Consider the following 14,229-nt stretch of genomic DNA (forward strand, 5'->3'; position numbering starts at 1 on the left):
AAAACTTACCAGTAATCACATAATTAGAGAGCCTGTATTGAAAGCCAAAGAAATTCGAAATTTTTACATTAACGAAGAGCAATCCGTATATTTGCTGTCGCATCGTGATGCTAAAAAACATCGCCAGTGGCTTAATATTTGTATTAAACAACTTACTTTGCTTGGTTATAAAAATGTAGAAATGATTGGCTCAGGTGCATTTGGGTTTGTATTTGCAGGTGAAGACGACAAAGGCTTGCCTTGGGTGTTTAAGTTTTCACGGATTACGCTTGCTCAAAGTGTACGTGACCGTCTTGAAGACGAAGCGTATATGCTTTCACAAATTAATAATCCGCTTGTGCCTAAATTTTATGCGTTTGAGCGCATTAAAAAGCAGGGCATATTAATGATGGCGCGCGCCATGGGAGAAGACCTTGAAAAAGTGTCGCTTAAAGAGGGGCGATTTAGCGCAGCTAAAATAATGGCATTAGCCGTTAAATTACGTAATGTGTTACTTGATTTAAGTAACCACAAAAATGGCTTAAGTGCTCAACCAATTGTGCATGGAGATATAAAACCTTCAAATTTGGTGTGGGATGCGCAAACAGACGCTTTATCTTTAGTTGATTGGGGGAGTTCAGTATATGCCCAATTACACAGTAACGGTGAGCCCGTAGCCAGTAACTTTATGGATTTAATGTCGGGAGATTTAAGCACGACCAATGCACGTATGGGAGATGTGTACTTTATAGGCGAAGCGCAAATGTCGGGTGAGCAATCATCCCCGCGGTTTGATGAGCAAGGTGTTGCAGCAACTTTATATGCATTAGCGTCTGCACAGTCTTGCCGATTTGGTGCGCAGGCTATTCCTGCAATTTCTTTAGGGCTACCTATAGAGCTCGCTAACGTTATAGATGGCATGCTCAGTAAAAGTAAAACAGTACGTGATGCTGCAGGCGATTACTTTATACGTAATATACCAACAATGGCAAAAGCGTATTTACCCGATCTTAAATTAACACAGCAAAAAGCCGCCATCCCGTTTTGGTACGGTACCGATGAAGCGCCAGATACTGTAGTTTATAGCTCGCGTAAACAGTTTTTACGCCAAGCTGACCACAACCAACAGTTACTAGATGTAAATGATGCCCAGTTAGACCGATACTACAAAGAATTTTTATTTGATACTGGCGACACCGAAAAAGCATTTTTGGCCTCCATAAGCCGGCTTGCGAAATACCCAGCCGTAGGAGGGCTTAGTTTTCATTGGAAAGATGAATCGTTGTTTATTGAGTCGTCACTAATAATGCACGATGAGTCACTAGGCAAAGCATTTACAGATTCAATAAACAATACAGTGATGTTAGCCCAAGCAATTAACCAAAAAGGGCTATTTAAATGTTGTTTATTTGATGCACGTAAAACCATTCAATTAGAGCGAGATGGCACCGGTGCATTTAAGTTTGATAGTCTTCCTGAGCTAGATTATGAAGTTGTGAGTGTTAAAGCTAACGAAATAACCCGGCCACATTCATACTTTGAAGATGGTAAAGATCCCGATGAGCAATTACAGCTTCCTAAAAAGGTAATTAAATGTGTATTTGAGCTAAACCAAATACACCATACTGGTTGTATTATTTTTGAAGCCTTGCCCGACAGAATGAAAATTCACCACTACTACAGGCTACTCGACTCGACAAAAGAGGCCGAATTTAAACGTTTGTTAAATAAACTAATGCAATATGCTGTAAACATTACCGATGTGGGCGTTGCGGGCTTTATGAAGCTACCCTATAAAAATACACGAGAGTTTGATTTGTGTGCACAACAAGCTGAGCAATTCTTTCCTAAAAACCCAAAACGTGTATAACGTGTCAGCTTTTGTAATGGGTTTATTTGGCTTGGTAAATCAGCCTAATACTTTAAAATAACTCACTATGCGGAGACAATGGCTCTAGCTCAAATTGATGAATAAGCTGTTGCTGTTTATTGGTAGCGGTAATTTTATAAGTTTGTTTACTACGGTTATTGGCAAATAAATTAATATTGAATTTTATATTGTTTGTCATTAGAGGTGTGAATCTGCCGGTAATGGTAATTTGATCAACAAATGTATTGTTACCGCTGTGCGCCGTTTCTGGATGTAATAACAGCCCTTCAATCGAAAAGCGATATTGCTGATCAGACAAATACACGTGCTTTTTAACCTGTTTACTAATGTGATTACGATATTTATTAAATTCAGTGAGTGAAAGTGTCCCATCGTTGTTTTCGTCAACGCCTAATAATGACGACGCAGGAAGCGACAGCACAACAAACACATGCTCTTCAACAACATTAAGAGTGCCATGTTGTGCAACTATTAAGTGCGCATGTGTTTTTTGAGATATACAGAAAGCGATAATAATTACCCCAATGTTATGTATTAATTTTGAAAGGCGCATAACTTAAAGCTCTCCTTTTACACAACGCTGAAAAAACGGGTAAGTGTCAGTTGCATAGTAGTGATAAATACCATCTGGAAATTCCGGTGTTACGCCAATACGGCCATTGCATTCATCTAAATCGCCTGAACCTGCAACGTATTCCCAGTCTTGTGCAAATGTTCCTAATGGGTATATATCGGTAGAAGGTCTGTTTGTACTGACTGTGGTAACGTGTTGGTAACTTCCTGTCATTGCAACGAGTTCAGAAGTGGCATCGGTTGAATCTGAGTAGCCATAACGTGCATAAATAGGGAAGCCATCAGCAGCCCAGCCTATTAATGTCATGGTTGTTTCATTACCGCCTTGCATTGTTATAAACCCTTCGGGCATTCCATGGTAATGATACGTCCCATCTGGTTGCACATGGGCATTGTTAGCATCTGTGCCAAAACTAAATGTTGTTTGGCTTAAAGCTTCTATATTCCAGTTGCCGCTATTATCACCTAGGTCGCAATTTTCACCTGAGTCATCACAGCTACCACCTGTGCCGGCATCAATTTTAACGCCATTTAAAACGAGCCCTGTTATACCGCGAGGGCCGCCCATCATTGTAGCGGATGATGATTGAATCGGTGTTAATGTAAACCTTTCATTCACTGATTGCTCTGCGATGGTATTGGGGTTAGCCGGATTAGGAAAAGTGCCTACGTCGTGGTCAGGAATTCCATTAGCAATGATGTCACGCGTTGTGCCTGTGCATGTCCAGTCAGCTGAGCTTGTTGTTTGTACAGAGTCAGCGTTGTTGTATTCATTGTAAGCGTACTCACATAAAATATTGTGTGTAGAAGCATTTGTATCAGCATTTGAACCGTCAACTGTTGTGCTGTCAGTTATTACGTCGCTTATTGAAGTATTTTGCTCAGAACCACCGCATGCAACAAGTGATGATATTGCAGTAAAGCCCACAATTAGTTTAAATTGTGCAACTGCATTTTTAGAAATACTATTTACTAGGGATGTACTCATAACTTTGAACTCACTGATAAAGAGATCAAAATATTATTCTGTAATTGTGCAAGCAATGTGCAAATATAAATGAAAATTATGTAAGTAAACTTTTATATAAGACTAAACCAACGGTTTATTATAAAATTTTGGTATATAAGTAAGTACAGGTTGGATAAATGGCAAAGTTAAAACCCAGCGTTACGCTCCAGAGTTATGGTATTTATTCAACTTGGGATAGTAGTAGCAAGGCTCTTCCACAAATTGAGCAATTCACTACCGATGTGATTGCTGAAATAGACGTAGAATTTGGGCTAATAGTAAATATAAAAAAAGCCAAAGGTGAAAAACTACATTTTTGTATTTACCATCCAGGCATACCTAACGAAGAGGGGGATGTTATGCCGCCCTTTGAAGGCGTTGAATACGTTAAAGATAACGATTGGCACTTTTATCTTGGTGATACATTATGGGAGCCCATCAACAATAAACTAGGCCCATGGCGAATGACTTTAACGATGAATAATAAAATAATTGCAGATAAAACATTTAATGTTGCATTAGAAGCGGAACAAACAGAAGTAGATTTTTGGAAAAAGCGCGGGTACTAGTTCCTAGGCACAACGGCAACATAGATTTAAATAAGCTAACTTATTCGGTTTACATAGTTATAGTGCTGCAACGCTAAGAACTAATTACAACAAGGCATAAAAAAAGCCAATAAAAAAATTGGCTTTTTAAACTCACTCTTAATTACCCCAAGGGTTACTTGGATTAGACCGTTGTTTGCGTTCTCGCGCACGTTGTTTAGTGGCTTTTTTAGCTTGAATGCGTTTTGCGTCACTAAAGCTTAGTTCACAAGGTTCACCTGGTTTATGATCGGCCGGTATAACACGATCACGCGGTGGTAACTCGTACTGAACATCATCTGGTTTAGGCAAGTTTTTAAGTCGATAAAGGTAAAAATTTTCTACCTTTTCTTGTGCCCATTGGGTTTTACGTAAAAATTTTACAGCAGATTTAATATCCGGATTATTTTTAAAACAATTAAGCTGCAAGTAAGCGTGCAGGAGTTCCCACCCGTATTGCTCAACCAGCTCTTCAACCACTTGTTCTAATTTTACGCCTTGCAGTGGATTATTACTGAAAAGTTCTTGGTTGCTCATAGGTGTTGCCTCGTTATTAAAATACAAAGTGTATTATAAATTTAATAACGAGGCTTTAATAGTGTAAATAGCCTAACCTTGGCAATTAACTACAACGCGGCCACGAATTTTACCTTCCATGAGTTGCTCGGCGTTTTCAATTACTTGCTCGAGTGTAATTTCTGTTGAAATTTTATCTAAATAGTCAGCTTTTACTAATGTAGATAGTCTTTCCCATGCATCAATTCTGTCTGCTTTTGGTCGCATAACACTATCGATTCCGATAAGTGAAACACCTCGTAAAATAAAGGGCGCAACTGATGCGGGTAAATCCATGCCCTGGGCTAAACCACATGCAGTGACTACACCACCGTATTTAAGCGACGCACAAATATTTGCAAGCGTATGGCTGCCAACAGAATCTATAGCTGCAGCAAAACGTTCTTTTTGAAGAGGTTTTCCCGGGTTTGATAACTCATCTCTGTTAATTATTTGAGATGCACCAAGTTCTTTTAAGTATTCGCTTTGATCTACTCGTCCTGTGGCGGCGGTTACGTTATAGCCGAGCTGACTTAATAGATAAATAGCGAAACTGCCAACACCTCCGTTTGCACCTGTAACTAAAATTTCACCATCGTCTGGTTTAACCCCTTGTTTTTCGAGTGCTATAACGCTCAACATAGCGGTATAACCGGCAGTCCCAATTTGCATTGCTTGTTTTGGACTGATAGCAGCGGGTAGGGGAATTAACCAGTCACTATTTAGCGCTGCTTTTTGTGCAAGGCCGCCCCAATGTTTTTCGCCTACTCCAAAACCATTTAAAATAACATGATCGCCATTTTTAAATTCATCGCTGGTGGAGGTTGTTACAGTGCCTACTAAATCTATACCGGGCACCATCGGAAAGGTTCTCACTACCGGACCTTTACCTGTAATGGCTAGACCGTCTTTATAGTTTAATGTGCTGTACAACACATTTATTGTGGTATTTTCGTCAGGTAAATCACTTTCTTTAAGCTGTGATAAAGAAGCGCTGTAGTTACTATCTTCTTTATTAATAACAATGGCTTTAATTGGGTTATTCATATCATATCCTTTTAGACCGATCGTCTTTTAATTGGTAAATAAAAATGCATTATGTAAGTAATGCACGCAAAAACATTTCAGTGTATAACGTAAGGGGTATACTTGACTTGGTAAGTTTTGCTCGCATTACTGCGCCTTCCCAACCAATCCAAAAGTACTCGCTCATTAATTGTGTATTTACAGTTTTAGAAATAGTGCCTTGCTGTTTAGCTTGATTTAAACAGTTTTCAATTTGTTCTTGCCAAGCTGTGTAGCTTTGCAATAAGCGATTTTTAAATTCGTCGCTTAAGTGATTTAATTCTTGGTTTAAATTACCGACTAAGCAACCGCGTTTGTAGTCGTACTTACCCATGCCTTTAATGGCACTTTGTGTAAAGTTTACTATGCGTTCCAGTGGGGGAATATTTTGTTGATCGAGGTAATGGTTTAGCTTTGCAATAAAGTAACTGTCGTAGGCGTCAACCAACGCAATGCCATAGGCTTCTTTGCTTTTAAAGTAATGGTAAAAGGAGCCTTTGGGTACTGAGGCTTTTTTTAATATTGTATCGAGTCCTGTGGCACTAAAGCCAAACTCTGTTAACGTTTCTAAACCCGTACGTATAAGTAACGCTTTAGTATCGGCGTTATCTCTGGCTATTTTAGGAGGACGGCCACGTCGTGGAGATACTGTATTATTTTTGTTCATACCTACATATTAGACCGATCGGCTTTTAATGTGCAAGTACTAAATTCATCTGTTTAAAAATATTTTATGCATTACATTTTTGTTTGAACTTCAGTTATTTTTATTAGTCAATAATTATGGTTGATACACAAATTGTGCAACTTAGTAATTAATGGTTTTAGATAGATACTTAAGTTGTATATTGTAGTGGTATGACCAGGTTGATTCTTTAAATGTTAATTCATTTTTGCATCAGCAGCTTAGTTAATGTCAAACAATTTAATTGTTTTTGTTATTTGAACTTTACATTTTTATTAACTATTCATTAATTGTAGATTTCACTTATGCTACAAAATATATAATTAAAAAAGGTGAGGATAATACCGATGAAGAGACAGAAAAGAGATCGTTTAGAAAGAGCTCATTCTCAAGGTTTCAAAGCAGGTTTAGCAGGTCGTTCTAAAGAGCTATGCCCTTATCAACAGATAGATCCAAAGTCAGAGTGGTTAGGTGGATGGCGAGAGGCAATTGAAAATCGAAATATGTATAAAACCTAATTATTACCCAAATTTAAGCAAAAAGGCCTCCAAATTGGAGGCCTTTTTGTATTTATATTGTAAATCTATTAAAAAGACGTGGTGTCTTGAAATAAACCTACTTTTAAATCTTTGGCTTCATATATTACGCGGCCGTCTACTTCAACAGTGCCATCTGCAACACCCATAAAGAGTTTACGTTTAATTACGCGTTTCATTTCAAGGCGGTAGGTTACTTTTTTAGACGTTGGAAGTATTTGGCCTGTAAATTTAACTTCACCTACACCTAAAGCGCGGCCAAGACCAGGACCACCTGACCAACCAAGATAAAAACCCACTAGTTGCCACATTGCATCAAGGCCTAAACACCCTGGCATAACAGGGTCACCTTTAAAGTGACAATCAAAAAACCAAAGGGTCGGGTCAATATCAAGCTCAGCAATTATTTCACCTTTACCGTGGCTTCCACCATCAGCATTTATAGAGGTAATGCGGTCCATCATTAACATGTTATCGCTAGGTAAACGACAGTTGCCTTCACCAAACATTTCACCTTGACCACATAGGATCAATTCTTCTTTTGTATAGCTGTTTTTAGGTTCCATAACTCTTTATCTTCGCTTAGAAATTGCCCGTACTTTAGCGTACACTTGTACGCTAAACAACTCGGAGCAGTTAAATACCTACTATATTGAGTATTAAATCATCAATCAAACAATGCGTTAGGTTTTTGCTTTATAAAACCGCGCAATTACAATCAAAAATCATTATAATTAACGCTGTCTTATAACTAGTCTAAAGGAAGTTTATGATCCTTTTTGTTAACTCACTTACTGTGATAGATTTTTCTTACTTATGTAACAAACGCGGCGCCGTTGGCGAGAGCTGGATTGTTGATTTAACTTTGCACGGTAAACTTAACGACGAGTCTATGGTGTTAGACTTTGGATTAGTTAAAAAACAAATTAAAGGTATTATTGATGAATGTATTGATCACCGTTTAGCTATTCCTAATAGCATAAATGGTTCAGTGACTGAATTTGATGATCATAAAACACTTGATTGCACTTTTGGCGACAACCACCACTTGGCAATGAGTGCACCGCATCAAGCCTATTGTATGATTGATGCCGATGAAATTAATGTGGAGTCGGTAACTGCATTTTTAGTTGATACTATTTTACCTAAGTTGCCCTCAAACATAGAAAAAATAGAGTTATCGTTAAAACCAGAACATAGCCAAAGCTTTTATTATCATTATAGTCATGGTCTTAAAAAACATGATGGTAATTGCCAGCGCATTATTCATGGTCATCGTTCTCAAATAGGTATAAGCCTAGACGGTATTTCCATGCCACGCTTACAAAAAGAATGGGCAATGCAGTGGGAAGATATATACCTAGCAACAAGTGAAGACCAAATAGAACCGCAAAACTTAAAGCATATTAGCGCAAGAGATAATGATGTTTGTTTTGCTTATACATCAGCTCAAGGTTATTTCGAAATGGCCATTAGTGAAACTCGCTGTGATATTTTACCGATAGACACAACCGTTGAATGTATTGCGGGGTATATTGCAGGGCAAGTTAAAGCCAAGCACCCTGAACAAAATGTTAAAATAACCGCGTATGAAGGGGTTGGCAAAGGAGCAATTAGTTATGCTTAAGTCACTTTTATCTGCGTTAGTTTTGGCAACATTTAGTGTAAATTCGTTAGCTGTTGAGCTAAAAGGACACCTTACTCAAGGCGGCTTAGTAACAGGAAAGCTTAGTGATGTGCAGTCTGTTAGTTTTAACGACACACCGTTAAAGCTTTCAAAAAATGGTGATTTTGTATTTGGTTTTGGCCGTGACGCAAAAGCAAATCATACACTTAGCTGGATTGATACGAATGGCAAAAAGCATACCCAGAATCTTATTATCACCAAGCGTGATTACAACATTGACAAAATAACGGGTGTTGCAAAAAAATACGTTTCTCCGCCTAAATCTGTAAGTGAACGTATAAGCAGAGAAGCGGTTGCGGTCAGAAATGCCCGTGCTGTTAATTCAGACCTTACTTACTTTTTAGACCCAGTACTAAAACCTGCACAAGGGCGAATTTCGGGTGTGTATGGCAGCCAGCGTTACTTTAATGGTGAACCACGTCGCCCGCATTTTGGTTTAGATATAGCTAACAAAACTGGTTCGCCGGTGTACGCACCAATTGGTGGCACTGTTGTATTTGCAGAACCCGATTTATATTATTCTGGCGGAACACTTATTTTAGATCATGGCCATGGTATTACCTCTACTTACATTCATTTAAGTAAGTTAGATGTAAACGTGGGTGATAAAGTTAAACAAGGTAATAAAGTTGCTCAAATTGGTGCAACCGGCCGAGTTACAGGCCCGCATTTAGATTGGCGCTTTAACTGGAAAGGCGAACGCCTAGATCCAGGCTTATTAATGCAAGATACGTTAGCCAACAAAAAGTAGAGACTATGACAGACGTAAACCGCGATGCAATTATTGCTCAGCGTATAAAAGATTCAACTACATCAGTTACAAAAACGGTATTCCCAGGGCGTACCAATCATCACAATACATTATTTGGTGGCGATGCATTAGCATGGATGGACGAGGTTGCATTTATTGCTGCAACGCGTTTTTGCCGTAAACCCTTGGTAACTATTTCTTCTGATAGAGTAGATTTTAAAGAGGCAATACCTGCAGGTACATTTGCTGAACTAATAGCTAAAGTTGTACATGTTGGTAACACTAGCTTAAAAGTAGATGTTGATATACTACTTGAAACAATGCACAAAGATGATAAACACTCGGCTATAAGCGGTAGTTTTACATTTGTAGCTGTAGATGATAATCATAGGCCTACACCTGTAGTATGCGATAAAATGATTAACGGGTTTAAGTAAAAATAATATAAAAATATAAGCACCAGAATAGGTGCTTATATTTTAGGTGTAAAAGAACACATCATACGATACTTACTTTAAAGTTAATCTTAACATCGAAATTATATGTGAAAAAAGGTTAAACAGGGAATCAGAGGCTTATAACATAATAAGCCTCTTAAATTGAAGGTTTTAGAGTACTCAAAGTACCATTGCTGCAATCCAGCCGAATATTAATAGTGGGATATTAAAGTGTATAAAAGTTGGGACTACCGAATCCCAAATATGGTCGTGCTGACCATCTGCGTTTAAACCAGATGTTGGCCCAAGTGTTGAGTCTGAAGCAGGGGAGCCCGCATCGCCTAGAGCGCCCGCAGTACCGACTAAAGCAGCTGTTGCCATTACTGAAAAACCAAGCTCTAGGCATAAAGGAACAAATAAGGTCGCAATAATTGGTACCGTTGAAAAAGAGCTTCCAATTCCCATGGTGATAAGTAAACCAACTAATAAAATTACCGCCGCTGCTATAGGCTTATTTCCATCAAACAAACTTGCACCGCTATTGACCAAGCTTTGTATATCACCCGTCGCTTGCATAACTGATGCAAAACCTTGCGCCGATATCATGATAAAACCAATCATGGCCATCATGGCAACGCCTTTACTAAATACGTCTCCATTTTCTTCCCATTTAACAATACCAAATAGGCTAAAAATCATAACGCCTACTAAGCCGCCAAGTATCATTGAGCCACTTATATTTTGTGCAATTAACGAGATAATAACTGCAAAAGAGCCAACTAACATGACTTTTTTTGGGTTTTTTATAGGTTCATGGTTGCTCTGGTTAGTAACTGTGATCGATTTATAAGTACGTTGTTTTTTATAAGTAAAAAATACAGCAATGAGTAGGCCAATAAACATTCCTAACGCAGGGATAATCATTGCTACGGGTACACTGGTATTTACAATTTGGAGGCCGTTATCTACAAGATTTTTATGTAAAATTGAATATAAGTAAATCCCACCAAAACCATAGGGGAGTACCATGTAGGACGAAGCTAAACCAAATGTTAAAATACACGCGATGGCACGTCGATCGAGTTTTAATTTATTAAATACAACCAACAAAGGCGGGATCAAAATTGGGATGAACGCTATGTGCACGGGCACCAAGTTTTGTGATGAGATAGCGCACGCTAATATAATCATTAAAATAAAATAACTAAGTAATGTTTGGCTGCCTTGCCCTCTAGCATCTACTTTAGCTAATAATTTATCAGCTAATATGCGGGTTAAACCAGACTTTGATATTGCAACTGCGAATGCGCCAAGCATTGCATAACTTAAGGCGATTTCAGCGCCCGCTGACAAACCCGAATTAAATGCATCTAAACTTTCTTTTATTCCTAAACCAGCAGTTAACCCAGCAACTAAAGCAGACAGTGTCATAGCTACAATAACGTTGACACGAACCAAAGTGAGCGCAAGCATTAAAATCACGCCAACAACAACAGCATTCATAGTTTTCTCTATTTTGAACTTTTAATTAATTTTATCAGATCTTTAGCTTTGGTTTTGCGCTCTTTGGTAAACGGTTTGTTAGCATAACGGCTGTTTTCGAATAAATGTTTAAATTCTATTAGCTCCTTAGACGCGTTAGGCCTTTGCTTTGCCATATGATCAAGTTGTTGTGACGGACTAAGAGAGTCGGCCGATGTAATTTTGTTTTTATTTCCCCAATCAAAAACTTCATTATAGGCTTTAACTATAGGGGGGAGTTTAACTGGTTTTGCTTTTGGCCAGTTTAAATAGACAAAGTAAATTGCAAAACTTAACCCAGCTGTAATTAATACAACTAAAGGCACCATCCAACTTTTTTTATTACCAAATATGGATTTTAAAAAATCATTTTGTTTTTCTTGATCAAAACCAAGCACCCAACTAGACCATTGATAATCTAATTGCTCGAGTTCAAGCCTTAACCAGTTTATTGCTGCAAAGTTGCTTAAGCTAACTAAGCCGAAATCTAAATTATTTTTAAATTCTTCGTTTAGCTCTTGGTTTTGGGAAAGCGATCCATTTAACCGCTCGGGAGCAACAACAGCAGTGGCATCAAAAATAGTCCAGCCGGTATTTTGTAAATATACTTCAACCCAAGCATGGGCGTCATATTGGCGAACAGTAAGCGTGTTATTGTCGCTATTATATTCACCACCTAAATAACCACTGACTACACGTGCAGGTATGCCCGCAACCCTAAAAATATAAGCAGCGGCACTGGCATAATGCCCGCAAAAGCCACGTTTATTATCAAGTAAAAATTGGTCTAGTGTATTATCGCCACTCATTGGGGTCGGCGTTAATGTATAGGTAAAGTTTTGCTCTACAAAGTACGCTAGTAATGCGTCATAAAAAGCCTGCTCATTGATAGCTTGTTCTTTTAACTGTAAAGCAAACTTATTAGTTTTAATATTTTGCTTTAAACTTAAAAATGTATATCTATTTCTTTCAAATTCGTTAAGTGAATCTACTGAAAATTGATAACTTGCCACATCATATTGCAGGCTTTTTGCTTGGTAACTGTTTTTCCTTAATAATCCAAGCGCATTAGCGCTTACATTTTTACTATTGCTGGTTGAATAAGTTAAGCCATAAAGCCATTTTTGCGTTGCAGGTTCTGCAATGACTGAATAGTTTGCAATAAGTATGCTTTTTTCGGATATTAAGTTTTGGTTTGTTTGTTGGTTACTGTATTTTAAAAAATCAGACGCAAGCCATGCATTGCCATTAAATTCATCATGAATAATTGCACGCCAATAGTAAGGTGTTGCAGGCGGGGGATTATTAAAAGTAGCTCTAAATACTAGTTCATCTGAGTTAGATAATTTAGCAATATCAAACGGATCTACTTGCTCAGAAAGCCCAGTTTTAGCAAGTTTTGGCCCGGGTAACTGCCAAAACGCAGGCATTTTTGGTAAAAACAACAGTAAAAAAACAGCCAGTGGTAACGCCATTAATAATAACTTTGAACTTTGTTTAGCGCTTATTTTTAAATTATGTTTAGATTCTAATAAACCCATTACTGAAAAATTTATTACATATAAAAAGCTAACAACTGCAGTGGTAAATATAGTTTGGCTAAATAAGTACACCGACGACAATGAAAAAAAAGTAAGGGTTGTAATTACCTGATAATGCTTTTTATTTTTAGCTTGTAAAAGTTTAAATAAGCTTGATAACAACAACATGGCCACAAACAATATTACAGTATCGGACATTCCTATTGTAAATATCATTAAACCCAAAGCACCAGCGGCTAGTATGTTTGCAAGCCATGCATTGGGCTTTACGATATTTTTGGCTGTAATAACTGCATTCCATAGGCATAAGCCAGCTAATACACTAATAAATGGGAGTGGCAGGTGTGCTGTAAAAAATAGAACTAAACAGGCGTAAATAAAACACAAAGAGAAGTTAATAACTTTTTCATTTTCAAGTTCAATCATTGCTTTTCACCTGCAAATGAACTTAAGCATTCTAAACAGTGTTGCTTATGGGCTTGTCCTGTATTAATACTGATTAATTTGCTTGGCAGTTTTAACATGAAAGGGGTGTTGTGCTCAGTTGCTTCACACACTAAATAACACAACTGACTAAGGCGTTGCTCTGTAGCTCCACTCATTAAATTAAAATCAAACAAAGCATCAGTCGCTTTAAAATCTACAAAGTCTTTGACTAATAATTGCTTTGTTTTAGCGAAGTGTTTCCACGATATTCTGCTTAAGCCCATTTCGGGTTGATGTATTAATAGATTGTCGAATTCTTCAGTTCCCGACTTTTTTGTCATTCCATTTTGTGTATTTTCATCTTGTGAAGAAATGTGTGCATCGCTTAATACGTATTCGTGAGCAGGGTAAACAAAAGTTTTAGTTTGTACTTGTAAATAGCTCCATACAGATACCAAACCAAAAGGATAGTTACTGGCTATTTTTATTCGTTCTAATTTGTAGCAACCTCGTGTTTCATACGGAAGCGGTAAACTGCTACTAATCGATTTATTTGAAATTTCATCATGATGTGTACTTGCTTTTAAATCATTGTTATAGGTAATAGAAAGCGATTGGCAGATTGAATTACTATGTAAATTCAATTTTAAAATGGGTTGTTGTGGAGAAAAACTCGGTAATACTTTATCAAAAGTTACTGTTAAGCCTTTCGCGTTGCTGTATCCCATAAAAACAGCTAATACAATGACCACGAACATCAGATACGACATGATCAAAATTAAATTATTTTGATAATTTATACCCATTACAAAGTTTAAAATAGCCACAATAATAAAATACCACCCAAGGGATGATGGCAAAACATAGATTGTGTTGTGCTCTAACGTAATTGAATTTTTTTGGTGTTTATGTTTTAAAAATTTATCAAAAACAGAACGTTTTAAAGATGCAAATATGCTCGGGCGTTTTGATTTTTTAGATGGCAT

General features: G+C 37.6%; 15 protein-coding genes. 6 read left to right on the forward strand and 9 right to left on the reverse strand.

All coding sequences use genetic code 11. The features are described 5' to 3' along the window. The first annotated feature begins 37 nt into the window (after window positions 1-37). Window positions 38-1,849 carry a serine/threonine protein kinase gene (locus PS1M3_RS07985; RefSeq protein ID WP_203987145.1) on the forward strand — a complete coding sequence of 604 codons (1,812 nt, stop codon included), beginning with the start codon at window positions 38-40 and terminating at the stop codon, window positions 1,847-1,849. A 52-nt stretch (window positions 1,850-1,901) separates the two neighbouring features. Here PS1M3_RS07985 and PS1M3_RS07990 read toward each other — a convergent pair whose 3' ends face one another. Further along, the gene (locus PS1M3_RS07990) at window positions 1,902-2,423 is read right to left on the reverse strand and encodes a hypothetical protein (RefSeq protein WP_058551942.1); all 522 of its coding nucleotides are present in this window, start codon (window positions 2,421-2,423) and stop codon (window positions 1,902-1,904) included. Window positions 2,424-2,426: 3 nt separating this feature from the next. Further along, complete coding sequence (locus PS1M3_RS07995; protein WP_203987147.1) at window positions 2,427-3,431, reverse strand: YHYH protein; 1,005 nt, start codon at window positions 3,429-3,431, stop codon at window positions 2,427-2,429. A 158-nt stretch (window positions 3,432-3,589) separates the two neighbouring features. Here PS1M3_RS07995 and PS1M3_RS08000 point away from each other — a divergent pair, with 158 nt between their 5' ends. After that, window positions 3,590-4,021 carry a DUF3859 domain-containing protein gene (locus PS1M3_RS08000; protein WP_203987149.1) on the forward strand — a complete coding sequence of 144 codons (432 nt, stop codon included), beginning with the start codon at window positions 3,590-3,592 and terminating at the stop codon, window positions 4,019-4,021. A gap of 138 nt (window positions 4,022-4,159) precedes the next feature. Here PS1M3_RS08000 and PS1M3_RS08005 read toward each other — a convergent pair whose 3' ends face one another. From PS1M3_RS08005 to PS1M3_RS08015, 3 genes are all read right to left on the reverse strand, one after another. Beyond that, complete coding sequence (locus tag PS1M3_RS08005) at window positions 4,160-4,576, reverse strand: VF530 family DNA-binding protein (protein WP_006792934.1); 417 nt, start codon at window positions 4,574-4,576, stop codon at window positions 4,160-4,162. A gap of 72 nt (window positions 4,577-4,648) precedes the next feature. Then, window positions 4,649-5,641, reverse strand: coding sequence for an MDR family oxidoreductase (locus tag PS1M3_RS08010; protein ID WP_203987151.1), 993 nt, complete (start codon window positions 5,639-5,641; stop codon window positions 4,649-4,651). 49 nt (window positions 5,642-5,690) lie between these two features. Next, entirely contained in the window at window positions 5,691-6,326 is a 636-nt protein-coding gene (locus PS1M3_RS08015; RefSeq protein ID WP_203987153.1) for a TetR/AcrR family transcriptional regulator, read from the reverse strand. Between the two features lie 365 nt (window positions 6,327-6,691). Here PS1M3_RS08015 and rmf point away from each other — a divergent pair, with 365 nt between their 5' ends. Then, window positions 6,692-6,862, forward strand: a complete 171-nt coding sequence (gene rmf, locus PS1M3_RS08020) for a ribosome modulation factor (protein WP_004586522.1) — start codon at window positions 6,692-6,694, stop codon at window positions 6,860-6,862. A 68-nt stretch (window positions 6,863-6,930) separates the two neighbouring features. On the opposite strand, the gene fabA is transcribed toward rmf, so the two are convergent. Further along, complete coding sequence (gene fabA, locus PS1M3_RS08025; protein WP_006792937.1) at window positions 6,931-7,446, reverse strand: bifunctional 3-hydroxydecanoyl-ACP dehydratase/trans-2-decenoyl-ACP isomerase; 516 nt, start codon at window positions 7,444-7,446, stop codon at window positions 6,931-6,933. A 203-nt stretch (window positions 7,447-7,649) separates the two neighbouring features. Between fabA and PS1M3_RS08030 the strand changes: the two genes are divergently transcribed. The 3 genes from PS1M3_RS08030 to PS1M3_RS08040 are packed head-to-tail and all read left to right on the forward strand — an operon-like array spanning window position 7,650 to window position 9,755. Next, the gene (locus PS1M3_RS08030; protein WP_203987155.1) at window positions 7,650-8,507 is read left to right on the forward strand and encodes a 6-carboxytetrahydropterin synthase; all 858 of its coding nucleotides are present in this window, start codon (window positions 7,650-7,652) and stop codon (window positions 8,505-8,507) included. Beyond that, window positions 8,500-9,318 (forward strand): M23 family metallopeptidase, encoded by an 819-nt coding sequence (locus tag PS1M3_RS08035; protein ID WP_203987157.1) that lies wholly within the window; start codon window positions 8,500-8,502, stop codon window positions 9,316-9,318. The genes PS1M3_RS08030 and PS1M3_RS08035 overlap by 8 nt, the downstream gene beginning before the upstream one ends. 5 nt (window positions 9,319-9,323) lie before the next feature. Continuing rightward, the gene (locus tag PS1M3_RS08040) at window positions 9,324-9,755 is read left to right on the forward strand and encodes an acyl-CoA thioesterase (protein ID WP_058404001.1); all 432 of its coding nucleotides are present in this window, start codon (window positions 9,324-9,326) and stop codon (window positions 9,753-9,755) included. A gap of 180 nt (window positions 9,756-9,935) precedes the next feature. On the opposite strand, the gene PS1M3_RS08045 is transcribed toward PS1M3_RS08040, so the two are convergent. Genes PS1M3_RS08045 through PS1M3_RS08055 form a run of 3 tightly spaced genes read right to left on the reverse strand, consistent with a single transcriptional unit; the run spans window position 9,936 to window position 14,229 of the window. Then, a complete protein-coding gene (locus PS1M3_RS08045; RefSeq protein ID WP_138741144.1) occupies window positions 9,936-11,258 on the reverse strand; it encodes a Na+/H+ antiporter family protein in 1,323 nt (440 codons plus the stop codon). 8 nt (window positions 11,259-11,266) lie between these two features. Further along, entirely contained in the window at window positions 11,267-13,243 is a 1,977-nt protein-coding gene (locus PS1M3_RS08050) for a DUF3488 and transglutaminase-like domain-containing protein (protein WP_203987159.1), read from the reverse strand. Further along, the gene (locus PS1M3_RS08055) at window positions 13,240-14,229 is read right to left on the reverse strand and encodes a DUF58 domain-containing protein (RefSeq protein WP_138741142.1); all 990 of its coding nucleotides are present in this window, start codon (window positions 14,227-14,229) and stop codon (window positions 13,240-13,242) included. The genes PS1M3_RS08050 and PS1M3_RS08055 overlap by 4 nt, the downstream gene beginning before the upstream one ends.

The organism is Pseudoalteromonas sp. PS1M3 (assembly GCF_016865405.1).
GTDB classification, from domain to species: domain Bacteria; phylum Pseudomonadota; class Gammaproteobacteria; order Enterobacterales; family Alteromonadaceae; genus Pseudoalteromonas; species Pseudoalteromonas marina.